At 63.7% G+C, this 23,649-nt stretch carries 21 protein-coding genes and 3 pseudogenes; 9 read left to right on the top strand and 15 right to left on the bottom strand.

Annotated elements, in window-relative coordinates; genetic code table 11:
• Positions 1 to 115: 115 nt before the first annotated feature.
• The 3 genes from WT60_RS18735 to WT60_RS18725 all read right to left on the bottom strand — a co-directional run bounded on the left by WT60_RS18735 (position 116) and on the right by WT60_RS18725 (position 3,312).
• Positions 116 to 2,233, bottom strand: a complete 2,118-nt coding sequence (locus tag WT60_RS18735; RefSeq protein WP_060355831.1) for a phospholipase C, phosphocholine-specific — start codon at positions 2,231 to 2,233, stop codon at positions 116 to 118.
• Positions 2,234 to 2,279: 46 nt separating this feature from the next.
• Positions 2,280 to 2,579, bottom strand: coding sequence for a hypothetical protein (locus WT60_RS18730; protein ID WP_060355832.1), 300 nt, complete (start codon positions 2,577 to 2,579; stop codon positions 2,280 to 2,282).
• Between the two features lie 274 nt (positions 2,580 to 2,853).
• A complete protein-coding gene (locus WT60_RS18725) occupies positions 2,854 to 3,312 on the bottom strand; it encodes an Lrp/AsnC family transcriptional regulator (protein WP_038748280.1) in 459 nt (152 codons plus the stop codon).
• Positions 3,313 to 3,436: 124 nt separating this feature from the next.
• On the opposite strand from WT60_RS18725, the gene WT60_RS18720 reads away from it, so the two are divergent.
• From WT60_RS18720 to WT60_RS18710, 3 genes are read left to right on the top strand one after another with little or no spacing between them, the layout of a single operon-like run.
• A complete protein-coding gene (locus WT60_RS18720; RefSeq protein WP_059578374.1) occupies positions 3,437 to 4,165 on the top strand; it encodes an AzlC family ABC transporter permease in 729 nt (242 codons plus the stop codon).
• Positions 4,162 to 4,464, top strand: coding sequence for an AzlD family protein (locus WT60_RS18715; RefSeq protein WP_038748276.1), 303 nt, complete (start codon positions 4,162 to 4,164; stop codon positions 4,462 to 4,464). Before WT60_RS18720 ends, WT60_RS18715 begins: the two co-directional genes overlap by 4 nt.
• Positions 4,465 to 4,470: 6 nt before the next feature.
• A complete protein-coding gene (locus WT60_RS18710; protein ID WP_059670267.1) occupies positions 4,471 to 5,313 on the top strand; it encodes an alpha/beta hydrolase in 843 nt (280 codons plus the stop codon).
• A 490-nt stretch (positions 5,314 to 5,803) separates the two neighbouring features.
• On the opposite strand, the gene dapA is transcribed toward WT60_RS18710, so the two are convergent.
• Positions 5,804 to 6,691, bottom strand: coding sequence for a 4-hydroxy-tetrahydrodipicolinate synthase (dapA, locus tag WT60_RS18705; RefSeq protein WP_186448549.1), 888 nt, complete (start codon positions 6,689 to 6,691; stop codon positions 5,804 to 5,806).
• Between the two features lie 281 nt (positions 6,692 to 6,972).
• On the opposite strand from dapA, the gene WT60_RS18700 reads away from it, so the two are divergent.
• Complete coding sequence (locus tag WT60_RS18700) at positions 6,973 to 8,712, top strand: integrase family protein (RefSeq protein WP_236860836.1); 1,740 nt, start codon at positions 6,973 to 6,975, stop codon at positions 8,710 to 8,712.
• 99 nt (positions 8,713 to 8,811) lie between these two features.
• On the opposite strand, the gene WT60_RS18695 is transcribed toward WT60_RS18700, so the two are convergent.
• The 7 genes from WT60_RS18695 to WT60_RS18670 form a co-directional block, all read right to left on the bottom strand.
• Positions 8,812 to 9,623, bottom strand: a protein-coding gene (locus WT60_RS18695) for an IS5 family transposase (RefSeq protein WP_100185325.1) whose coding sequence is annotated in 2 segments (ribosomal slippage) — positions 8,812 to 9,275 and positions 9,275 to 9,623 — 813 coding nt in all. Because the reading frame shifts where the segments join, the coding sequence is not laid out codon by codon here.
• A 261-nt stretch (positions 9,624 to 9,884) separates the two neighbouring features.
• Entirely contained in the window at positions 9,885 to 10,100 is a 216-nt protein-coding gene (locus WT60_RS33805) for a hypothetical protein (protein ID WP_145986824.1), read from the bottom strand.
• A complete protein-coding gene (locus WT60_RS18690; protein ID WP_038748269.1) occupies positions 10,097 to 11,554 on the bottom strand; it encodes an aldehyde dehydrogenase family protein in 1,458 nt (485 codons plus the stop codon). Before WT60_RS18690 ends, WT60_RS33805 begins: the two co-directional genes overlap by 4 nt.
• A gap of 19 nt (positions 11,555 to 11,573) precedes the next feature.
• The gene (locus WT60_RS18685; protein WP_222430141.1) at positions 11,574 to 13,238 is read right to left on the bottom strand and encodes a GMC oxidoreductase; all 1,665 of its coding nucleotides are present in this window, start codon (positions 13,236 to 13,238) and stop codon (positions 11,574 to 11,576) included.
• Between the two features lie 166 nt (positions 13,239 to 13,404).
• Positions 13,405 to 14,346 (bottom strand): LysR family transcriptional regulator, encoded by a 942-nt coding sequence (locus WT60_RS18680; protein ID WP_038748267.1) that lies wholly within the window; start codon positions 14,344 to 14,346, stop codon positions 13,405 to 13,407.
• A 248-nt stretch (positions 14,347 to 14,594) separates the two neighbouring features.
• Positions 14,595 to 15,587 carry an alpha/beta hydrolase gene (locus tag WT60_RS18675; protein WP_226377164.1) on the bottom strand — a complete coding sequence of 331 codons (993 nt, stop codon included), beginning with the start codon at positions 15,585 to 15,587 and terminating at the stop codon, positions 14,595 to 14,597.
• Complete coding sequence (locus WT60_RS18670) at positions 15,588 to 16,571, bottom strand: hypothetical protein (protein WP_060355833.1); 984 nt, start codon at positions 16,569 to 16,571, stop codon at positions 15,588 to 15,590.
• 236 nt (positions 16,572 to 16,807) lie between these two features.
• Here WT60_RS18670 and WT60_RS18665 point away from each other — a divergent pair, with 236 nt between their 5' ends.
• Positions 16,808 to 17,698 (top strand): LysR family transcriptional regulator, encoded by an 891-nt coding sequence (locus WT60_RS18665; RefSeq protein ID WP_059584030.1) that lies wholly within the window; start codon positions 16,808 to 16,810, stop codon positions 17,696 to 17,698.
• 31 nt (positions 17,699 to 17,729) lie between these two features.
• Here the strand turns inward: WT60_RS18665 and WT60_RS18660 are convergent.
• The 3 genes and pseudogenes from WT60_RS18660 to WT60_RS18650 form a co-directional block, all read right to left on the bottom strand.
• Positions 17,730 to 18,119 (bottom strand): annotated as a pseudogene (locus WT60_RS18660) (IS5/IS1182 family transposase); the annotation flags it as partial.
• 25 nt (positions 18,120 to 18,144) lie between these two features.
• A pseudogene (locus WT60_RS18655) lies at positions 18,145 to 18,332 on the bottom strand (transposase); the annotation flags it as partial.
• Between the two features lie 157 nt (positions 18,333 to 18,489).
• A complete protein-coding gene (locus WT60_RS18650; RefSeq protein ID WP_060356674.1) occupies positions 18,490 to 18,864 on the bottom strand; it encodes a helix-turn-helix domain-containing protein in 375 nt (124 codons plus the stop codon).
• 130 nt (positions 18,865 to 18,994) lie between these two features.
• Between WT60_RS18650 and WT60_RS18645 the strand changes: the two genes are divergently transcribed.
• The 4 genes and pseudogenes from WT60_RS18645 to WT60_RS18630 form a co-directional block, all read left to right on the top strand.
• Positions 18,995 to 19,756 carry an isochorismatase family protein gene (locus WT60_RS18645; protein ID WP_052145010.1) on the top strand — a complete coding sequence of 254 codons (762 nt, stop codon included), beginning with the start codon at positions 18,995 to 18,997 and terminating at the stop codon, positions 19,754 to 19,756.
• A gap of 255 nt (positions 19,757 to 20,011) precedes the next feature.
• Complete coding sequence (locus WT60_RS18640) at positions 20,012 to 20,302, top strand: DUF1427 family protein (RefSeq protein WP_060356675.1); 291 nt, start codon at positions 20,012 to 20,014, stop codon at positions 20,300 to 20,302.
• A 436-nt stretch (positions 20,303 to 20,738) separates the two neighbouring features.
• Positions 20,739 to 21,419, top strand: a complete 681-nt coding sequence (locus WT60_RS18635) for a hydrolase (protein ID WP_038755466.1) — start codon at positions 20,739 to 20,741, stop codon at positions 21,417 to 21,419.
• Between the two features lie 191 nt (positions 21,420 to 21,610).
• Positions 21,611 to 22,389, top strand: a pseudogene (locus WT60_RS18630) (IS5/IS1182 family transposase); the annotation flags it as partial.
• A 108-nt stretch (positions 22,390 to 22,497) separates the two neighbouring features.
• Here the strand turns inward: WT60_RS18630 and WT60_RS18625 are convergent.
• Positions 22,498 to 23,415: a LysR family transcriptional regulator gene (locus tag WT60_RS18625; protein ID WP_059584769.1), complete on the bottom strand. Its 918-nt coding sequence runs from the start codon at positions 23,413 to 23,415 to the stop codon at positions 22,498 to 22,500.
• Between the last annotated feature and the right edge of the window lie 234 nt (positions 23,416 to 23,649).

Here is a 23,649-nt window from a genome sequence, read left to right as displayed (position 1 = left end):
AAACGGCACTTTCCGCTTCGTCGCGGCGCGCATGCGCTTTCGATTGCGCATCGATCCGCGCCGACCGAGCGGCGGCGCACGCCGCGCGCGCCGCCGCCGGCATTCCGATCGTGCGTCAGGCCGTGACGGGCGCGATCGCCGCCGGATCGGAATAACTCGTCTTGCCGTTCTCGACATGGCCCGCGAAGCGGCGCACGAACTTGCCCGTCGCGCCGTCGGACACCGTCACGTCGTACCAGTGATGGCTCGCCGCGAGCGCCCATTGCTCGACTCGTTCGTCGCCGCCGCGCAGCGTGATGCGGCGCGGCGACGCGCCGTACGCATTGTCGGTCAGCGTGAGCTGCACGCTCCGGCCGCCGTGATTCTTCAGCTTCAGATACAGATTGCCGTTCGCGACGTCGTAGCCCGCCTTCACTTCCGGATGCGCGGCCGCGTGCCGCCCGTGGCCCTCGGCGGCGGCGACGCCTTCGAACGCGCGCGCGAAGCCGTTCGGGCCGTACACCGAGAACGCATATGCGCCGTCCGTAGCCGCGAGATCGAATTCGTCGTGCAGCGAGCCGTGCGCGCCGACCGTGTAGCGCCACGGGCCGTCGCTGCGATTCGCTGCGTACACGTAGAAGTGCGCGCCTTGCTCGCCGCGGTTCGCGAACTCGATTCGCAGGCGCGCGCCGCCTTGCACCGACGCGTTCACGTGCAGTTCGTACGGCAGCGCGCGCGCCGGGCGCACGCCGGGCTCCTGCGGATCGACGGGGCTCGGCGCGGCGGGCACCGTCGGCGCGGGCTTCGTCGAGCACAGCCGATCGGCGATCGACCGATAGTTGCTGGTGTCGGGCAGCGGCGGCAGCGTCGCGTCCGGCGTGCGGAAGTCGAACGCGGACGTGAGATCGCCGCACACCGCGCGGCGCCACGGCGTGATGTTCGGCTCGTCGATGCCGAAGCGCGCGGCGATGAAGCGGATCACCGACGTGTGATCGAACACCTGCGAGCACACGAAGCCGCCCTTCGTCCACGGCGACACGATCGTCATCGGCACGCGCGGGCCGAGGCCGTACGGCAGGCCGTCGGCCGTGTAGCTGCCGCCGCGGCCCGGGTTCACGACGTCGTGGATCTCGCCGTCGACGGTGATGGTGGACAGGCCCTGCGCGCGCGTCGTCGCCGGCTGCGGCGGCACGACGTGATCGAAGAAGCCGTCGTTTTCGTCGTACATGATGAAGAGCACGGTCTTGCGCCATACGTCGGGGTTCGACGTCAGCGCGTCGAGAATCTGCGACGTGTAGTTCGCGCCGTACGCGGGCGTGTATTTCGGGTGCTCGGAGAACGCGGCGGGCGGCAGCAGCCACGACACCTGCGGCAGTTTGTTCGCGAGCACGTCGGCTTTCAGGTCGTCGAGCGTGCGCGCCGTCTGCGCGCGCTGATACAGCGACGAGCCCGGCTTCGCGTTGATGAAGTTCGCGAAGTTCTGCAGGACGTTCGTGCCGTAGTTGCCGTTCAGCGGATCGGCGCCCGTCGTGCCCTGCTGATAGATCTGCCACGAAATGCCGTTCGCCTCGAGGCGCTCGGGATACGTGGTCCACGTGAGCAGGTCGTACTTCGGCGGCACGTCGCCGTCGACGTAATCGTTGTTGTCGAGCAGCGGGCCGCCGTACTTGCCCGTCGGGTCGACCGTGCCCGTCATCAGATACGAGCGGTTCGGATGCGTCGGGCCGGGCAGCGAGCAGAAGTAGTTGTCGCAGACGGTGAACGCATCGGCGAGCGCGTAGTGGAACGGGATGTCCTCGCGCACGTGATAGCCCATCGTCATGTCGGTCTTGTTCGCGGGCCACTGGTCGTAGCGGCCGCCGTCGATCGCGGCGTGCGTCTTGTACCACGAGTGATCGAGATCGCCGATGCATTGCGCGCTCGTCGTCAGCGTGTTCAGGCGAAACGGCAGCACGGGCTTGCCCGGATCGGCCTTCGACGGCTGATACCAGACCGGCTTGCCGTTCGGCAGCGGGATCGGAAAGCGGTCGTTGTAGCCGCGCACGCCGCGCAGGTGTCCGAAGTAATGATCGAACGAACGGTTTTCCTGCATGAACACGACGACGTGCTCGACATCGCGGATCGTGCCCGTGCGCGACGCGGCGGGAATCGCGAGCGCGCGGCGGATCGATTCGGGAAACACGGTGAGCGCGGCGGCGGCGCTCGCGGATTGCGCAACGGTATGCAGGAAACGGCGGCGGCTTTCTGACGTCATGTTTTCACCTTTGGCTCTGCGGGGAAGAAGGCGCGGCAAAAAGCGATCAGCCAGGATGCGATGCGGGCTGCGCGGAGGCCGCCGTCGCGCCGGATGCATCGTCGGCGTCGTCCTCGGGCGGGTAGTGGATCACGGGCGTCGCAAGCGGCGCGCTCGCGCCTGCGTTGCCGGCCGCCGTCGCGTTGCCGTTGAACGCGTTCGCGGCGCCGCCCTGCGGCGATGCCGGCGACGCGTCCGCGTGCGATTCCGCGCGGGCGTGCGAAGCCTCGTCGCTGCAAGCGGCGACGAGCGGCGCGACGCACAGTGCGCCGGCGAATGCGGCGAGAGCGGCGAGACGCTGGCGCATCGGCGTGTCTCCTGGAAGATCGCGAGTCTTGAACGTCCGCAAGTATGAGGAAACGATGCGTCGGTTACGTGAATCGTTTGCGACCGCCATATTATGACGATTGGCTTTCGGGCGGCCGGCGGCGGCGCGCGGGCGGCGCGGCGGCCGCGGACGCACGGCGCGGTGCGACGCTGTGCGGTGCGGCGTCTTGCGGCGCGCCTGGCCACGCAGCCGGTCGAGTCGCGCGGCGATCGCGCGCGCCCTCGAATGCCCGGGCCGCCGAACCTTCACGCCGTCAAACCGGCACCTCCGACGTCAGCTTCACCTTCTGCAGCGGAATCTCGGTCTTCACGCTTTGCACGCCCTTGATTCGCGTCAGATGATGCATCTGGAACTGCCGATAGTCGTCGATGTCGGCGGCGACGACGCGCAGCAGGAAATCGCAGTCGCCCGCCATCAGATGGCACTCGACGACCTGCGGCAGTTGCCGGACCGCCTCGGCGAAGTGATCGACGGAGCCCGCGTCCTGCTCCTTCAGCCAGACGCGCGTGAACACGGTCAATCCGCGGCCGACTTTCGCGGGGTTGAGCACCGCGACGTATCGCTCGATCACGCCGTCCTCCTCGAGCAGCCGGACTCTCCTCAGGCACGGCGAAGGCGACAGGCCAACCTCTTTCGCGAGCTCGACGTTTTGCAGCCGGCCGTCGCGTTGCAGGGCTTGCAGGATGCGTCGATCGATGGCGTCAAGTTTCATTGGAATTCAATTCCAGAAAAGTATTGAAAATAGGTGGTTCGTACCAATTCGACATCAGGATATAGCAACAACGCAACCCAATTTCATCGAATTTGGCAGACAATATTGCCTCGAAGGAGGTTTCATGAACAGTCTGCCAACATCAACCGTCATTTCCGAGGAATCCACTGCGAGATCCGAAGCGTGGCGCGGCCTGCGCGCATCGCTGCCCGTGATGCTCGGCTTCGTTCCGTTCGCGCTCGTGCTGGGCGCGCAGGCGGCGCAAAAGGGCCTGAGCATCGTCGAAGTGCCGCTCCTGACCGGCCTGAATTTCGGCGGCGGTTCCGAATTCACGGCGATCCGGCTGTGGACGTCGCCGCCGCACATCTTGCTCATCGTCGCGATGTCGTTCCTCGTCAACTGCCGGCATATCCTGATGGGCGCGGCGTTCGCGCCGTATCTGCGGCATCTGTCGCGCAAGCAGACCTTTCCGGCGCTCTTCTTCATGTGCGACGAAAGCTGGGCGATGGCGCTCGACGACGCGCGGCGGCAGGCGCGCGGCCGCGTGAGCCTGCCGTATTACCTCGGCGTGTCGGCCGGGCTGTATCTGACCTGGATCTCGTGCACCGCGCTCGGCGCGGCGCTGGGGCCGACGATCGGAGACGTCGAGCGATACGGCTTCGACATGGCGTTCACCGCGGTATTCCTGGTGCTGCTGCGGGGCATGTGGAAAGGCGCGCGCGCGAGCCGTCCGTGGCTCGTCAGTCTCGTCGTCGCCGCGGTGACCTATCTGCTCGTGCCGGGCGCGTGGTACGTCGCGGCGGGCGCGCTCGCCGGGCTCGTCGCCGCCGTCGTCTGCGGGGAGCGGTCATGATCGACGTGTCCACGTTGCTGACGATCGTGCTGATGGCCTCGTCCACCTACCTGAGCCGGATTCTCGGCTACGTCGTGCTGCGCAATCGCACGCTGAGCCCGCGGATGCTGGCGGTGATGGAAAATGTGCCGGGATGCGTGCTGGTGTCGGTGATCGCGCCGGCGTTCGTGTCGGACAAGCCGGCCAACTTGCTCGCGCTGGCGATCACGCTGCTCGCGGCAACCCGCTTGTCGATCCTGCCGACCGTGCTCGTCGGCATCGTGTCGGCGGGCCTGTTGCGGCATCTGCTCGGTCAGTGACGGAACATGGACGAGCGGCGACACGCGACGGAAGATCGCCGGGTCGATACCGGGCGGGGGAGCCTGTTCGTGCGATGCTGGGCCGCGCCGCAACGCGCGCACGCGCACGACGGTGTTCCGCCGCCCATCGTGCTGTTCCACGATTCGCTCGGCTGCGTTCGCCTGTGGCGAACGTTTCCGCAAGCGCTCGCCGAATGCACGGGCCGGCAGGTGATCGCGTACGATCGGCTCGGCTTCGGGCAGTCCGATCCGCGCACGGACACGCTCGACGCGAGCTTCGTGCGCGACGAGGCGCGGCGGTTCTTTCCGATGCTGCGCGGGCAGCTCGGCTTCGATCGTTTCGTCGCGCTCGGCCATAGCGTGGGCGGCGGCATGGCGGTGCATTGCGCGGCCGCGTATCCGTCGGCGTGCGAAGCGCTCGTCACCGAATCCGCGCAGGCGTTCGTCGAAGACAGGACGCGCGCCGGCGTCGCCGACGCGCGCGAGCAGTTCAAGCAGCGCGACGCGTTCGAGCGTCTGCGCGCGTATCACGGCGACAAGGCGCGCTGGGTGCTCGACGCCTGGATCGATACGTGGCTGTCGCCGGGGTTTGCCGGCTGGTCGCTCGAAGATGCCTTGCCGCAGGTGACGTGCCCGACGCTCGCGATCCACGGCAGCGACGACGAATACGGCTCGAATCTTCATCCGGAGACGATCGCGCGCTTGGTCGCCGGGCCGGCGCGGATCGAGATCGTGCCGGGCGCGCGGCACGTGCCGCATCGCGAGCGCGAGCGCTGGGTGGCGGAGCTTGTCGCTACGTTTCTTCGCGAGGTGCGGTGCGGCGGTTCCGAGCAGGGCGGTTCCGAATAGGCTGCATGGCGTTGGCGTTGGCGGCAACGGCAACGGCAACGGCAACGGCAACGGCAGCGACGAGCGACGAGCGACGAGCGGCGAGTGGCGAGTGGCGAGTGGCGAGTGGCGAGTGGCGGGCTGTTGCGGCGCGCGCCGCTGGCGGCCGGCTTCCGTGTTCTCGGTTCCGCAAACACGGCCATGTGATGAAACGCCGACACGCCCGCGTGTCGATACGCTGACGTTCCGAAACGCCGAAGCTCCGAAGCTCCGATGCGACAAAGCGAACTATTGTCGAGTCGATGATGAGTCGAAACGATGAACGACGAGACGACGCGTCACTCTAGAAAGCGACGCTCGAATCGACGGATTCGAACCGCCGCATCACATACAAGCCACCGATCGACGCGTTGCCTTCCGCACGAACCGCACGAACCGCACGAACCGCACGAACCGCTCAAACCGCTCAAACCGCTCAAACCGCTCAAACCGCTCAAACCGCTCAAACCGCTCAAGCGTCGGCCGTCTCGCTCTGCCGCAGCGCTTCCCAATGCGCGGCCAGCCGCGCTGCGAGCGCGTCGCTCACCGGCAGGAACGGCAGTCGCAGCTCGTTGTCACACCAGCCTTGCGCGGCGAGCAGCGCCTTCACGGGCGCGGGATTCGGTTCCGCGAACAGATCGGCGATGAGCGGTTGCAGCGCGACCGCGATCCGTCGCGCGTCGTCGAGCCTGCCTTCGCGCAGCAGCGCGTGCACGCGCACGTGCCACGCGGGCAGCACGTGCGCGGCGCTCGTGATCGCGCCGTGCGCGCCCGCGCACAGCGCCGCGAAATTCTGGCTGTCGTCGCCGGAGAGGATGCGCAGCGGCGTTTCGTGCACGAGCCGCAGCATCCGTTCGATCGTCCCGCCGCATTCCTTCACGCCGACGACGCGCACATCGCGCGACAGCGCCTGCAACGTGTCGAGCTCGACGTTCACGCCGGTCCGGTACGGAATGTTGTAGATGAGTACGGGCAGATCCGCCGCTTCGACGATCGCCTCGATGTGCCGCCGCACGCCCGCTTGCGACGGCCGAACGTAGACGGGCGGCGTGGCGAGCAGCCCGTCCGGGCGCAGTGCCGCGAGTTCGCGCGCGCGCTCGGCGACCGCGCGCGTTGCGCTCCCGTTGATGCCGAGCACGATCGGTAGCGTCGGCGCGGCGTCGCGCAGCGTTGCGAAAATCGCTTCCTGCTCGCCGGCGTTGAGGAGTGCGCCTTCACCCGTCGTCGCACCGGCGACGAAGCCCGCGATCCCTTCGCCCGCGTAGTGCCGAGCGAGGCGCGCGAGTGCCGGATGGTCGATTTCGCCCGCGTGGAACGGCGTGACGATCGGAAGCCAGATACCTTCGAAACGTGATTGCATGTGCATCCTCTAGGTGAAACGAATGGAGGGAAACCGTCCTGCCGGCCGGTGCCGGATCGAGATATGTGCGAAGAGCGAGTCAGCGCGCGGGCGACCCGCCCGGCGGTCGCCCGACACGATACGACGTCCCCGCGTGTTGCCGTTGATCTGCATGTCTCGATGTTGCGGAAGACGGTGATAGTGCAAGGTTATCAATGGGTTAGTGGTATTGGGGAAATGGGGATCACTGTCATGCAATTGCCCCCTTTTACTCAAACCGCTTACGCAGAAGTGACACAAACTTGGCTCGTATCAACTTCACCGCCGGGCGCGTGCGCGACTTTCGCTGCCCTCCCGATGCCAAGCAATTCTTTATGTGGGACTCGGGTGCGCCGGGCCTTGGGCTGCGCGCCACCGCTGGCAGCGTGTCTTATGTCTTCCAAGGTCGCATCGCGGGCAACACGGTTCGCACCACAATCGGCGACGCTCGCACATGGGATATCGATGGCGCTCGCCAGAAAGCGCGCGAACTTCAGAAACTCATCGATGAGGGTAAAGACCCGCGCGTCGAAAAGGCTACGGCTATCGCGGTTACGCAGGCACGGCGAGTCGAGTCGCGGCGCCGTCAGGCCACGCTGGATACTGCATGGAAGAGCTATATCGAAGCGAATCGTTCCCGCTGGAGCGACCATCATGTTGCGGATCATGAGAAGGTGTCTCATCGTGGCGGCGAAATGAGAAAGCGCGGACGCAAGCAACCTCGCGTTGGCGGCGCACTATCGAGTCTACTTGATGTGCCGTTGCCGGACTTGACCGCAGACGTGATTGCCGAGTGGCTAAAGCGCGAGACGGAAAGCCGACCGACCCAAGCTTCGCTCGCATTTCGATTGCTGCGCGCATGCGTGAACTGGTGTGGCGAACAACATGAATGGCCGGGACTTGTGCCGGAACACGTATGCCGTACACGCAAGGTGCGTCAGAACGTCCCAAAGATTCGTGCGAAATCCGATTGCCTCCAGCGAGAACAACTGGCTCCATGGTTCGACGGCGTGCGTCGGATTGCAAACCCTATCGTATCCGCATACCTGCAGGCGTTGCTTCTCACGGGAGCACGCCGCGAAGAAATGAGCGAACTCAAATGGACCGATTTGGACTTCCGCTGGAACACGTTGATCCTGTGGGACAAGGTGGACGGCGATCGAACGATTCCTCTGACGCCGTATGTGGGATCGTTGCTGGATGCATTACCTCGCCGCAATGAATGGGTCTTTAGCAGAGTCAAGTCGGAATCCGGCCGCTTGCAAGCTCCCGACGATCGGCATCGCATTGTCTTGCGGGCAGCGCATCTCGAAGGGCTCACCCTGCATGGGCTGCGCCGCTCGTTCTCGACGCTTACCGAGTGGATCGAGTGTCCTGCGGGCGTCGTCGCACAAATCATGGGCCACAAGGCAAGCGCCACGGCGCAGAAGCATTACAAGCAGCGCCCGATCGATTTGCTGCGCGTGATTGCCCGCGAATCGATCACGGTGATGCCTATATCCGCCAACGATCTCGAATGGTGGACCAAGCTCGACGAGACGACTTTGTCTTGCGACGCGATGTGTTCGCACGATCGGATTGTCGTCCGTATAGGCGACGCGAAAACCTGGATCGCATCGCTTGGCACGAAGTTACCTGGCATATTGGCTGAGAACTGTTCGAAGTCGTCCGGCACATCGGCAGATCGGGATGTGTTACAAAACCCATCGGCGGCGGATATGACCGAAATTCGCTCGGTTCAACAATCAACCGTTTCGGTCGCTTGGCAGCTGCGGCTTGTCGAGCATTGGCCAGATATCGTGCGCGAGCATGGGCCGTCCGTGGAGGCTCGCGCTGTCATGCGATACATCAAGAAGCATGACGAGTCGGGCGTGATTGTGGCTCGTCCTGTCGCCGACGAATTGATGTGCCGTACGCAACTCGGCGATACGAAGATCGTGGGTCTCAAGACGTTCAAAAACGCCGCGAGCTCGCTGCGCAAGCGTGGTTGCCTGAGGACGTAGGGCTTTGCGAGGGGAGTGTGCGTGCTTCCCTCGGCATCCCGAGGGTGCCCCGAGACCGTCCCGTCTATCGTCCCGAAGTCGCTGAATGCCTAAGCATCTCTAACAGAATGATGTTTGAAGTTGTCGCCGGCAAATGATGCAGGCGGCGATGTTCACGAACGCTTCGTGGATTGCCGCGAGGCGTTCGAACCGGATGCGCTGCCGCCTGAAGTTGTGCAGCCATGCAAAGGCACGCTCGACGACCCAGCGAGTCTTGCCAAGGCCGCTGCCGCGAGGCTCCCCACGGCGAGCGATCTGCGTGGCGATACCGGCAGCGTGCAGAGGCTTGCGATATTTGCCGTGGCCGTGGCCGCGATCGGCTTGCACGATGACGGGCTTTGACTGCGGCCGTCCCCGCTCGCCGCGAATGGGTGGAATGGCCCCGTTCAGAGGCGGCGGTTGAGTGACGTCGTTGCGGTTGGCGCACGTGAGAATCAGCGCGAGCGGGATGCCCTGCGCTTCGGTAACGAGGCGGTGCTTTGAACCGGGTCGTGCCCGATCGGTGGGATTGGGTCCTGTTTTTGACCTGATCCCACTGCGCGAATGGAGGATGAATCGATGACCACGCGCGACCAGTCGATGCGATCGGCCGCTCGAAGTTTCGCCAGCAGCACCTCGTGCAGCCGGTCCCAGGCGCCTGCCTGTTGCCAGTCGCGCAGTCTGCGCCAGCAACTCATGCCCGAGCCACATCCCATTTCCTGCGGAAGCATCTCCCAGGGAATACCGGATTGCAGCACGAACAGGATGCCGGTGAGCACGGCGCGATCGTCGAGCGGCTTGCGCCCCGGGTGTCGCGTGCGGCGTGGCTTCGGTGGTGGCAGCAATGGTTGGATGAGTGACCACAATTGGTCATCGAGTAACGGTTTTGCCATTGCCCCCTCGTCAGCGAAACAACGAAGCGGTTGACAATGCGTGCGCCGGGTTATCAGCCCCCTGATACTCATTTTGTTAGAACTTTTAATAAGTCGAAAGCAAATGACGATTCACGAATCGGACTGATTCAGGATCGCGCTGGACCGCAGGCTCGAGTCCTGACGGCACAACGACTCGAGTCGATTGCACGGTCGATTCGTCTGACATGGCGCGACTGCCGTCATCGACGAGCCGTCCGCAACATTCGACGGTCTGGGCAATCAAGGATCGATTGCGCGCGCCATGACGTGAGTGACGGAATAGTGTCGCCGATACAGTGACGATCTCTTATCGATGCGTCTTTCCGCATCGAGCGGCCGCGTATCGATGTTTGCCAGGCAGCCGCCGCCGTTGCGGGGTGATTTTCCCGACGCGTTCCATCGCACTTCGTTGAGTCCCGTCATAGGATGCCCGTCGCGAATGATCGCGCCTGTCATTGAGGGACTCCGGTGCTCAGCGTGATGTGTTTGTACTCGATGAAATCGTCGATGGCGGCGGCGCCGTTGAGGCGGCCGAGGCCCGACTGGCGGTAGCCGCCTTCCTCGAATTCGTCGTAGATCTTCGCCCAGTCGTTGATCCAGATCGTGCCCGCCTGCAGCGCGCGCGCGACCCGCATCGAGCGCTGGACGTCGCGCGTCCACACCGCAGCGGCGAGGCCGTATTCACTGTCGTTGGCGAGCTTGATCGCTTCGTCTTCCGTGTCGAACACCTGCAGCGTCATCACCGGTCCGAACGTTTCATGCTGCACGATGTCGAGCCCCGGATCGTCGACTTCGAGCAGCGTCGGCCGGTAGAACGCACCTTTCGCGAGATCGCCGTCGGTGGCGGGGCCGCCCCGCAGCAGCACCTTTGCGCCGGCCGCGATCGCCAGTTCGACGGCGCGGTCGACGCGCGCGACATTGGCCCGGTCGATGAGCGGCCCCATGTCGCTGCGCGGGTCGGCGGCGGGACCGACGCGCACCGCGCCGAGGCGCGCGGCGAGACGCGTGCGGACAGCCTCCGCCACGCGCCGCTGCACGAGCAGGCGCGAGCCCGTCATGCAGAACTGGCCGGCGAACACGGTGATCGACTTCTCGATGACGGGCAGCGCGGCGTCGAGATCGGCGTCGTCGAACACGACATGCGGCGTCTTGCCGCCGAGTTCAAGGCCGAAGCGCTTCAGGCGCTGCGCGCCGGCGGCCGAGATCGCGCGGCCGGTCGCCGTCGATCCCGTGAAGCTGATGACGGGCACGTCCGGCGATGCGACGAGGTATTTCGCGCCGTCGGAGCCGGATTCGCTGAATACGTTGACGACGCCGCGCGGCAGCGACGGTGCTTCGGACATCACCCTGGCGACGAGCGCATTGGTTTGCGCAGTCTGCCCCGGCAACTTGACGACGGCGGTCGTACCGGCGGCGAGCGCGGGCGCGAGCGAGCGCACCATCAGCACGACCGGCGAGTTCCACGGCGCGATGATGCCGGCGACACCCATCGGCTCGCGCAGCACGAGCGACACGACGTCCGGGTGCGGCGTGCCGCCGTGAGCGCGCTCGGCGCGCGCGAGCGCCGCGTAATAGCGCAGCTTCGACGGCACCATTTCGACCTCGAACCGGGCTTCCGGCTTGATCTTGCCGTTCTCGAGCGAGAGCTGGTCGATCAGTGCATCGGTGTGTCGTTCGAATGCGACGGCGAGTTCCTCGAGTACCTTGGCGCGCAGCGCGGCGTTGCGCTTCCAGGGCGTGCGATCGAACGCGCGCAACGCGGCGGCGACGGCCGCGCGCGCCTCGGTTTCGCCGCCGTCGGCATAGCGGCCAATCACGGCGCCGGTTGCGGGATCGAGCGAATCGCGATGAACGGGCGAATCGACCCATTCGCCGTCGATCCAATGCAATGCATGAGAAATGGAAGTCATGAGTTTCCCCGGCCCGGATTCAGAGGTAGTGGCGAGCGATATGCTCGGCCGTTGCGATGGTGGTGACGTTGGTGGCGACGGAAACCGAGTCCGGGAAAATCGACGCGTCGACGACGCGCAAGTTGTGCATGCCGTGCACGCGCCCGTCGAGGTCCACGACCGCGTGCGGATCGCCCGGAACACCCATCGGCGCGGTCGACGTGGGGTGGTGGTAGGTGTCCAGGGTCGACCTGACGGACGCGAGGATCTGCTCGTCGGTCGCCGCGCCCGGGCCGGGATTCAGCTCGGAATGAATGAGGTCCGACAATGGGGCGGTGCGGCCGATGCGCCGCGCCAGCTTGATGCCGTCGAGCAGGCGCACGCGGTCCTGCTCGTCGGCGAGGAAGTTCAGGTCGATCACCGGCGCGTCGCCCGGCTTGCGGCTCGCGAGCTTCAGGCTGCCGACCGACAGCGGCCGCGTTAGCGCGACCGCGAGCACGAAGCCGACCTTGGTCGGGCTCTGGTCGTGCGGGAACAGATGGGTCGCCGTGACGTGCAAATCGAGGTCGCCGTTTTGCGCGGACGCGCTGTGCGTCCAGAGGAACGCGCCGATCACGGGCGACTGGTCGCCGATTCTGTCGGGGCGCGCCGCGTAGGCGTTGTAATAGAAAGGGTGATCCTTCAGGCGCTGCCCGACGGGCAGATTCGCGACTTCGGGGATCGACAGCGCGCGCAGATCCGCGCCCGGTCCGATGCCGGATCGCAGCAGAATCGCGGCGCTGCCGTAGCTGCCCGCGCTCAGGATCACTTCGTTCGCGTGGATTTCCTCGCCGTTCGCAAGCCTGACCCCGATCGCGCGGTCGCGGTCGAAGAGCACGCGGTCAACGAGCGCGTCTCCCCGGATTCGCAGGTTGTTGCGCGCGCGGACGTCGTTGGTCAGATAGGCGATGCCCGTGTTGACGCGCACGCCGTTGACGATGTTCATCGAATACGGGCCGACGCCGTTGGCGTCCGGACCGTCGAAATCGTCGATGACGCGATAGCCATTCGCGACGGTCGCATCGACGAACGCGCGTTGCATCGGCGTGATGTCCTCGCGGGTCAGCTGGCGTACCGGCAGCGGGCCGGCATGGCCATGCAGCGCGGCGCTGCCGCTGTCGCGGCTTTCGAGTCGCTTGAACGACGGCAGCATGTCGTCGAATGACCAGCCCGGAAGATTCCAGTTCTTCAGATCCTGCGGGCGAGGGCGAATGGCGACCGCGCCGTTGATCGCGGAACTGCCGCCGAGCACCTTGCCGCGCAGCGCGCCGATCGGGTGATCGATGTAGCCGGTCTGGGTGCGGTAGCCCCACTCATGGCGCGCGTCGCCGCCGACGATGTCGCTGCTCGCGATCACGTGCGGATAGTCCCACGCGGCGTAGTTGCGGCCGGCTTCGAGCAGCAGCACGTTGCGGCCCGTCTTCTCGCTGAGACGCGCCGCCAGCACGGCGCCGGCCGAGCCGCCGCCGACGATCAGCACGTCGAGCGTGCGTTTGCCGTTGCCGGCGCGGCGGCGGGACGGCGCGTCTGTCGGTGCGTCGGCGGAGGCCGGCGCCGCGGTCGCTTCGCCGTTGAGCAGCGAGCCGACGGCGAGTGCGGCCGAATGGGAGAGTGTCTGCGCGAGCATCGTGCGGCGCGCGGGGTTTCGCAGGGTATCGTCACTCACGGTCGTGGGCCTTGTGAAAATGAGTCGCGACCAGATTACGAATTGCGAACGCACCGGCATAGCCGGCGGCAGGCGAACGCGGCGTTCGGTTTCCACGAACGCCGGGCCCGACAACGACGTGTGCGGCACATGGGCGGCGATTGGGCCCGGGGGGCGTGAAGCGCCGTTACGCCTGCCGGACGCGAGGCAGAATGCCGCGCTCGACGAGCGCGGCGTCCCAACTGGCCGGTTGGCCGATCTCGTTGGCGAGAAACTGGACGAGCGCCTGGATTTTGGGCGACGTGCGAATCGTTTTTCGGTACAGCGCGGATATCTGTCCGCCCGGCGGGGGGTGGTCCGGCAGAACGGGCACGAGATCGCCGGCGGCGAGCGCTTCGGCGGCGAGGAACGTGGGTAGGATCGCAAGGCCCAGGCCTGCCAGTGCGCCCGCCAGCAATTGATGTCCCGAATCGGTTCGCATCCGGACACGGATACGAAACGACTGCTGGGTGCCGTCGAGCGGCAGGCTCCACATGCCGTTGGGCTCGCGATTCAGATAGATCAGTCCGTCGTGCTGCAGTAGATCCGCGGGATGCGCAGGCACGCCGCGCCGGGCAAGATAGGCGGGGCTGGCGCAAATCAGGTGGTGATTGGCGGTGAGCGTGCGCGCGACGAGATTCGAATCGGTCAGCTTGCCGATGCGTATTGCGAGGTCGAAATGACCGTCATGCAGATTGGATAGCCGGTCCTCCGCCTCGACATCCACGCAGAGGTCGGGATATTTCGCGGCAAAGCGAACCAATAGCGGCGCAAGCTGGCGCGTGACGAACGTGGCCGGCACCACGAGCCTCAATGTGCCGTGCAGGCTCGCTCCGGCTTCCTGAACGTCGGATTCGATTCTTTCGAGCTCCTGAAGAAGCGGTCTCGAATGATCGAAGTAACTTTGTCCGGGTTCGGTCAGCTGCAGCGGGCGACCGCGTTTGAGTAACATGCAGCCGAGACGCTTTTCGAGCTGCTGGACGCGCTGGCTGACGATTGACTTGGTCGTGCCGAGGCGGCGGGCGGCTTCGGAAAAGCTGCCTGATTCGACGACGGCCACGAACGTGCTCATGTCGGAGAATTTGTTCATTTTTCAGTGCGGCAGGCCGAGATCGGCGCGCGGGCCGGCCCGCGCGCCGCGTGACCGCTCCATCTGGAATACGTAGCCGGGCAGGTTCCTGGTCGCAGAATCGCTGCGTGCCAATCCGTCCATCAACTGCTTCCCCCAAGTTCCGCGGTCACAAGCCCGGCGTTCGCGACTTGCCGTCCATGCACCGAGCCTCGTCGGACCGTGCGTGTCATTTCGGATGTATGCCCGGTGCCAGCCGGGCTTACGGATTACTGTGAGGCAGTTTGTTTCCGGAGAAATCGTATTCCATCGTCTAGTGCGACCTCGCCTCGGGGATGGTTCGCCTTGTCCTTGAAGAACTGGATGAAACCGTGTGACTGCCCTTCGTAGACGATGACGGATGCTTCAACGCCTGCTTCTTTCAGGCTGCTTGCGTACGCGACGTTCTCGTCGCGCAACGGATCGAGCTGGCCGACCTGAATCAGTGTTGGCGGCAGATCGGCATGATCTCCCAGGATGGGGGAAAGCAGCGGCGCATGCGGACTTGTTTCCGTCGGCACATAGCTTGCGAGCACATTGCGCATCACCTCCCGCGTGGGAAAGTACGCGTCGCCCAGCTCGGCCCATGAGGGTGTGTCCAGTTTGTTGCTCACGGACGGGTACATGAGCCATTGCGCCACCGGTCGAGGACCGCCGCGATCGCGGGCGAGCATGGCGGTCGCCGTCGAAAGAGTCGCACCGGCGCTATCGCCGCAGAGCACGACCCGCTTGGCATCGCCGCCCATTTCGTCAACGTGGTCGGCCGTCCATCGCAGCACGGCGTAGACGTCTTCAAGACCCGCGGGGAACGGAAATTCGGGCGCGAGCCGGTAGTCGACGGCAATCACGAGCGCGCGAGCACGGCTGGCGATCGCGCGCGCGAGCACGTCGTGCGTATCCAGATCGCCGGACACGAAGCCGCCACCATGCGTGAACAGCACGACCGGAAGTCGTTCGTCCGCTCGCGCATCGGTCGGCTTGTATACGCGCACCGGGATGTTTCGGGCGGGATGCGTGGCGGCTACATCGATCGCGAGCACCTGATCGACCGGGTCGGGTGCGCCGGCAGACGGAATCATTGCGCGATAGGACGTTCGCATGTTTTGGGCGAACGTCGCCGTTTGGTCGTTGACCCATTGTGCCGCGGTCGCACCCGGCTCGACGATTCGATGCGGCGCCAAGATGCCGAAACGTGAATGGCTAATGAGTTTCCACTGAAACATTCATACACTCCTAATCCTGCTGTTTGGACACGTACTCGAATGGCAGCGGCCTGCCTGTGCCATCCGCTTTGATAGAAACCCGGACAAGCCGAAGGGTATCGGCGTGGGTGGCATTCGTTGCGCGGCCGACCGGCTGAGCTGTTTGCGGCGCGAGTGCCGATCGCACGATCTCAGCGACGAAAGTCTGGCGAATTGCCCGGCCCCGTTCCTGTGTTGCCGGAAAATCGCCGTCACCCGAGCGGCGTGCATGGCGTGTCGCTCGGGCGAACCCGTCGGGCGAACGTCAAGACTTCGGATGCCGAGCGAATCCCTCAGGGTGCCGGCGCCGACGCCTTCCCGCACGACGTCGACGCCAGACGGAACAACTTCCTTGACGGTTGCCGCAATTTGCCCGCCGTCGACGAGAGCAAGATCGGCGCCGACGTCGCGCATCCGCTGAAAATGGGCTTGCGCCCGGTTCGTAGCTATGACCGTGACGCAACGGTATTTCGCATGGGCGATTGCCGCGAGCGCGACCGAAGGCGTACCACCACGGATCAGCAGCGTTTGGCCGGAACAGATCGCCAGCACCTTGTCGAGCGCGCCGGCCGCAGTGACATACGCTTGCGGCAACGCGGCGAGCGCTTCCCATGAAAGCGCCGAGTCGTCCACGGCGACGACGTTGCCGCGCAGAACGGTGACTTGCTCCGCGTAGCTGCCCGGTCGCGTGAATGGCAGCCCGCCCATCGCGGTTGCGACGGCCTGTCCGGTTCGACGCTGGCCGGCAGGATCGTGGAGCACTTCACCGACCGCTTCGACGCCCGGCACGCGAGGCTGGTCGCCAATTGGCCCGAGGTTGCCCGACCGGAGATACATCTCGGCGCGGTCGAGTCCGGACGCGCGAACGCGAATCCGGATTTCGTCGTCGCCGGGATTCCGCATCGGCACGTCCTGCAACTGCAGGACGTCCGGGCCGCCGAAGCGTTCGATGACGTAGGCCTTCACGAGAACTCCGGATGCGCGCCGGGCGCGCACGCGACACGCTCTCCGTACCGGGCGTCTCCATCGTGACGCCCGGCGGAATCCGCTTCGGCATGCGTTGCCCGAGGTGAGAAAAGTTGCGAAATGACGGCTCATCCGGTAGATCGATGAGCCGTCGAACACGCGTCATTCTGGATTGGTCAAATCCGCAACGGAACTAGCTAAAATGAAAAAATCTCTTTCATTTTTGGCAGGCTGAATTGGACCTCAACGACGTACGGATATTCGTGGGCGTCGTGCAGACGGGCAGCCTTTCCGGTGCCGCCGCGCGGCTGGAGATGCCGTTGCCGACGGTCAGCCGCCGTATTCGTGCGCTCGAGAAGCAATTGCAGGTGCAGTTGCTGGAGCGCACCACGCGCGGCACCAAGCTGACCGAAGCCGGGACCCGGTTCTACGAGCATGCGAGCCGAGGCGTCGAGATGCTCGCCGAGGGCGAGCAGGCGGTGGTCAGCGATCAGGCCCGGCTGAAGGGACGGTTGCGCTTGTCGTTGCCGCCCGCATTCGAGGCGTGGTGGGAGCTGTTGTCGGCGTTCGGGAAGCGGTATCCGGATATCCACTTGCACGTGTATACGACCGAGCGTCGAGTCGATCTGATCGAGGATGGGATCGACGTCGCGCTGCGGATCGGAGCGATCTCGCACGAAGCGATGGTGGCGCGCCGGTTACTCTCCTACCGCCACGTCCTGGTCGCCAGTCCGGCGATGATCGACGCGTTGGGTACGCCGGAGGCGCCAGACGACCTGCATCGGTTCCCCTGTGCGGTCTGGAGCACGGGTGCGAATTTCAGTCGGGGATGGCGTTTGGGCGAGCAGACGTTCGAACCCGGCGTCGTCTTGTCCACCAATGACTATTCACAGTTGCGCCGCAGCGCAATATCCGGAGAGGCCGTCACGGAGCTCCCGCCGTTTCTCGCCGCCGATCCGATTCGTCAGGGACGGTTGACTGCGTTGCTTCCCAACCACCCGCTGCCTGAACAGCATGTCAATCTGCTGTATCCGTCGCATCGGCATCCGTCGGCGCTGGTGCGCGCCTATCTCGAGTTTTGCCAATCGCGGCTTGCGTGGTTTGCAAGCGCTTGTGCCGTTGGCTAGGCTAGCGCGTTGCCGCATCGGATGGGGCGGCCCTCAGGGTCCGCAGCGCCTTCTTCATCCGTTTGCACTGCTTCGCGTGCGCATGGCGGCCAATCTGGCTCTCCGGGCGGGGCGCCTCGCGGTTGTCGTTCTGCCTCAGCTTCGGCCCATGTCGAGCGGCCGCCTTCACCGGATGTTCGCGGCAGCGCTCGAGTAGCCGCGAATCGGTCGGATAGGCAATCGCCTTCTTCATCACCGTCGTATCGACGATCAAGCGCTTCAGACTTGCGTGCTTGACGACCTTGGCCCGTTTGGCCGCCTCGATCGTCTCCGCCAGCCGCTTTTCAACGCAAGCTTCGCCCAGCCGCTTGCGCCGGCGCGTCAGGCTCGGCGGATCGATCGGCAGCTTGGTCTGCAAGTACGTCTCACCCGTGAATACCTGAAGCGTCCCGAGGATGTAGGAGACGTCCACATCCCATTTCCTGCGGAAGGATCTCCCACGGAATACCGGATTGCAGCACGAACAGGATGCCGGCGAGCACGGCGCGATCGTCGAGCGGCTTGCGCCCCGGGTGTCGCGTGGGCGTGGCTTCGGTGGTGGCGGCATCGGTTGGATGAGTGACCACAATTGGTCATCGGGTAGCGGCTTTGCCATCGCCCCCTCGTCAGCGAGACGACCAAGAGGTTGACAGAGCGCGCACCGGGTTAACAGCCCTCGCTACTCATTTTGTTAGAACTTTTAAGTATCGCCTCAAATCGAGCACGATACGTATGATGTCGGACCGAATAGGGAGGGAGAACCACAAAGACGTTCACTGATTGACGTCTTGACTCGATAACTCGTCACCGAACAGTTGATCGGAAATCTGCGCCATCGCATGAAAAACCGGCTCGAGCAACTTGCCCCTGTCGGTAATCATGTACTCGACATAGGGCGTGGCCGACTTCCGAGCGATGCGTTTGACGAGCCGCTGCTGTTCGAGATATCGCAGTCTTTCAGTCAGTACCTTCGACGAGACCGGCTCGACTATTCGTTGGATTTCCGCGAAGCGATAAGTAGCCCCATCCAGCAGAAGCCACAGAATCCGTGGCATCCATGTGCCGGAAAAAATATCCACGAAGCGCTCGAAGGGGCAAGGTTGCCTGGACGCCGGGAACGGCACGATTCTGGGGGTGGGTTGGTCCATGTTGAGCCCTGCTGGTTACCAATTGGTAAGTACCTTACGGTATGGAAACTTGCGTGTTAGTGTCGCACATACTCGCCATTGATGTGTAGAAGCGTTTAGCGAGATCCCTCCACTAATTTCGGATAACAAAATGATCGACAGACCGGCAGATATTGTTAGCCCCACCACCAATCAGATCCAGCCTCCCGTTGTTTCGGCGGAAGACGCGGCCCGCGCCGGCCGTGTGCCGTACGACAAGCCGACGCCGGAAAACGCGATCGTCCTCTTTATCGATCATCAGATCGGGCTGATGGCGGGTGTGCGCGATTTCGGCTCCTTGGCCGAATATCGAAGCAATGTCGTCGGCCTCGCGCGCGCGGCGAAGGCGCTGAAGATGCCCGTGCTGATCTCGTCATCGAACGCGCAATGGCAGAACGGCGATACGCTACCCGAGATCAAGGACATCTTCGGCGACGAGCCGATCTACAGGCGCACCGGCATCATCAACTGCTACGAAGATCCGACGTTTCGCGCAGCGCTGGAGAACCTGGTTCGGCAAACTGGCCGCAGGCACATCATCATTTCCGCCGTGACGATCGGAACCTGCTGTGCGTTCCCGACGCTCTCCATGTTGCAAGACGGCTACAAGGTGTTTCCTGTCGTCGACGCATGCGGCGCGTGGAACGCCTATGAGGCACAGGCCGCCATGTCGCGGATGAGCAAGGCTGGCGCTGAACTGGTCACGACGTTCGCGCTCGCCTGCGAGCTTCAAGCCGACTGGAAGCTGCCGAGCGCGAACGACATGCTCGCACCGTTCATCCAGAACCTTCCGGAATACGGATTCGTACTGCAGAACTTCTGGAACAACGCGAATCAGCACGCGGTTCCGGACCCGTTCGGGATCGTGAAGTAAGCTCATTGAATCATGTTGTAGAGAAAGGAATTGGAAATCGAATTTGATAATTCGGCATCCATAATATATTGGCAGGAAGTTCCGCCACGTCGCGCAAGCGTGAGTGGCGGAAACGCATTCGATGCGCCCAGACGCCGCGCTTCAAACGACGCGGCGATCGAACCTACGCGCCCCCGCTTCGCGAGACAAATTGCAGAGCCGCAGAGCCGTTGGGGATTTCAATTTCGCTTCGGGTGAAATGTTTTTCACACGCTCATGAAACTCTACCTGTTGTCATTGGGAGCCGGCGTTTTCGTCGGCGTCATTTACAGCCTGATCAACGTGAGATCGCCGGCGCCGCCGCTTATTGCGCTGCTCGGCCTGCTCGGCATGCTGGGCGGCGAGCAGATCGCACCGCTCGCAAAACGCTTGCTTGCCGGAAATACGCTGCAGGCCGCCTGGCGCGATGCAGGTTGCAGCAACCACATCTTGGGGATGCTGCCCGGCCGGCCGGCGCCCAAGCAGTCAAGCGCCATATCGGAATCCACCGGAGACATTCGCTCATGACGTGGCCGCCCCAGGCAACTGGCTCATGGTCGCGGTCGGCGCACTGGTCATGTTGCGGTTGTCCTCGATTACAACGCATTCGCATATTGGGTATTCCGCGGCAAGGTCGACTCGTCCGGACGGCACCGAACCATGGGCGGCCTGATATGGGTCGTCGAACATGTTTCGCGCCGGCGCATTGCGTGAGCAACCCTTCCTCGTTCCCGCATTCCGAGCCGCCAACCGAGACGGCTGGAAGTCGGCACGGTAACAGACCTGTACGTCGCATCTCTCCTGCTGTTCGCGTTGATCTGCGCCTTGCTGCATGTCCTGTTCACGATGATTTCCCGACTTTAGTGCCAATGCGGCAAAGCTGTTATTCGCGCAACCGCGCAACCACCGGTCGTTCCAGCACTGTTCTGGCGCTGCGATTGGCCTCACTATCAGGAGTATTCCGATGAGCGCACCCGCAAACTTCAATGGTCAGCGCCCCGTCCTTGACCCGAACGATTCCGCCATGCTGCTGATCGACCATCAAAGCGGCCTGTTCCAGACCGTCAAGGACATGGAAATGACCGTCCTGCGTAATCACGCCATTGCGCTAGCCAAGATCGCAACGCTCTGCAAGATACCGGTGATCACGACCGCGTCGGTTCCGCAAGGACCGAACGGTCCGTTGATCCCCGAAATCCACGAAAGCGCGCCGCATGCAAAATATGTCGCTCGCAAGGGGCAGATTAACGCCTGGGACAATCCCGTTTTCGTCGACGCGGTCAAGGCAACGGGACGCAAGACGTTGATCATCGCCGGCACCATCACGAGCATCTGCATGGCTTTCCCCGCCATCTCGGCCGTGCAGGAAGGCTACAAGGTCTTCGCCGTGGTTGATGCCTCCGGCACGTACTCGAAAATGGCGCAGGAGATCACACTCGCTCGTGTCGTTCAAGCGGGCGTGGTTCCGGTCGACACGGCAGCGGTAGCCGGCGAACTGCAGCAGACCTGGCATCGTCCTGATGCGCAGCAATGGGTCGATGTCTACGCGATGATTTTCCCTCAGTACCGACTGCTCATCGAGAGCTATCTCAAGGCCCAGGACGTCGTGAAGAACAACGAGCAGCTCGATTCGGAACGGTCGTAACGCTTGCGACGGTGCCAGCGCGCCGCCGCTGGCACCGCTTGCCGAATGTCGCTTTCCGGTGCTTCGGCGCCGCTTCTCGCACGCCTCGTGAACCGCCCGCCCGCTGTCGCGTGACCATCGCAAACGGCTCACCAGGTGATTGCATCCGTGTCAGGCCTGCAACGCGTTCGCAACCGGGTCGCGAGGAGCACAAGGGGCTTGGTGAAGTTAGCGTCGAAGAGCGGCTGGCGGAGACGATCGAGGCGGCCAAACGGGCCAAGGTCGTCAAGCACGCGAGTCTGAAGCGCTTGATCGTCGATACGACGGTGATGGAGAAGGCGATTGCCCATCCGACCGATTTGCGGCTGCTCGAGCGCTGCCGCGAACATCTGGTGAAGGCAGCCGCCCGGCATGGGCTGAAGCTGCGGCAGAACGACAACCGTGAGGCGTCGCGCCTGGCGAAACAGATTGGCCGCTATGCGCACGCGAAGCAGTACAAGCGGATGAAGGGGGGCGTTGCGGACCTTGTGCCTGCGTATGGGCCGCGTGATGAGAGACGTCGAACGGCAACTCGATGGCGTCGCACGGCAAAGCCGCCCTGCGCTGGAAGACTTGATTGGCCGCACGAAGCGGATTCTGTCGCAGAAGCAAAAGGACAAGAACAAGCTGTACGCACTACATGCGCCGGAAATCGAGTGTCTGGCCAAGGGCAAGGCGCGCAAGCCGTACGAATGCGGCGTGAAGGTGTCGATCACGACGACGCACAAGGAAGGCTTGGTCGTGGGCGCGCGCTCGGTGCCGGGCAATCCGTACGCCGGGCACACGCTGACCGAAGCGCTGGAGCAGGCGGCGATCCTGGGCGACGTCCAACCGGAACGCCGTCGCTGATCGCGGCTACAAGGTCGTCGCCATCGATGGGGTGTAGGTCTATCACCCGGGTTTGCGACGCGGCATCACACGCGGCCTGCGCGCGATGATCCGGCGACGCAGCGAGTCGCGCTATGCCGACGTCGCCTTTGCTGCGCCGAAGGATCGTTTGTCACGCGAGTTTCCGCGTTCCGTTGACTCATCCATCCGTGGAGTGAGGTCGTGTTTGGAGCTACGGCGAACAACTCTGCTCGGCGCTCGCCACATGATCGAAGTTGGAGACGATGTGATCGACAAAGGTTCGAACCTTGGCCGCCAGGTAGCGACGACTCGGGTATGCCACATGAATATCGAACTTTGGATGCCGATGATCGCCGAAGAGATGCACGAGGCGACCACACGTTATATCCCCTTTGATCAAATAATCAGGCAAAGTGGCAATGCCCATGCCGAGAATCGCCAACTTGCGCAGCATCTCGATGTTGTTTGCAACGAATCGATTGAGCGGTTGACTGCACGCCGCGCCACCTAACCCAGCAAAAGTGCAATCTTCGCCCCAATGATCGGCCGGCAGGCTCAAACATACATGGTGGGAAATCTGCTCTGCTCGATTCGGAACCCCATGCTTCTCCAGGTAACTCGGCGCCGCGCATACAATCCAACTTTCAGTCGTCAGGCGACGCGTAACGATGCTCGAGCTGCGCATTTGCTTGGAAACCATAATCCCGACATCGAAGCCGTCTTCGACCAGATCGACCTGATTGTCGAGTAGCGTCAAGTCCGGCACGATCTTGGGAAATCGCGCGCTGTATGACTGCAGAAGCGGAGCCAAACTGTTCAAGCCAAACACGATGGGGGCGACGATTCGCAACGTGCCAGACGGCTCGCGGTTCCCGGCGGCAACCATCTCTTTGGCGTCGTCGAGTTCAACCAGAATCTGACGCGCCTTTTCCAGATAAACACGCCCCGGCTCCGTAAGTGAAAGGCTACGCGTTGTCCGATTCAACAACCTCGTGCCAAGGTGAGCTTCCAACGCTGCAAGTGCGCGTGTTACTACTGCATTTGAAATATCCAACGCGGACGCCGCACGTGTAAAGCCGCCAAGATCCACAATCTTTACAAACACTCGGAGCGATTGAAAATAGTCCATTCTCAATTTCAACTGCAACATAAATATTCGATTTTTGCTTTCTCGAAAACCATCTGGAATCGATATTCAAAACGCTGTTCCCGCCACGATCGTCTAACCGATGGCCGTGGCGAATGGCGCTCGGAACCAGGCTGCGCCGGCCCGGATGTCAAGACGGCCGGGCGGACATGTGGCACGCCAAACGCGCTCGCCGGGGGCTGTCCGCTCGAAGGCGGTCTTGCAAACTCTGCCGAC

This window comes from Burkholderia sp. MSMB617WGS, assembly GCF_001532025.2.
Taxonomy (GTDB): domain Bacteria; phylum Pseudomonadota; class Gammaproteobacteria; order Burkholderiales; family Burkholderiaceae; genus Burkholderia; species Burkholderia savannae.
The sequence above is the reverse complement of the archived record's forward strand: the minus strand, read 5'-3'. Positions and strand labels throughout refer to the sequence as shown.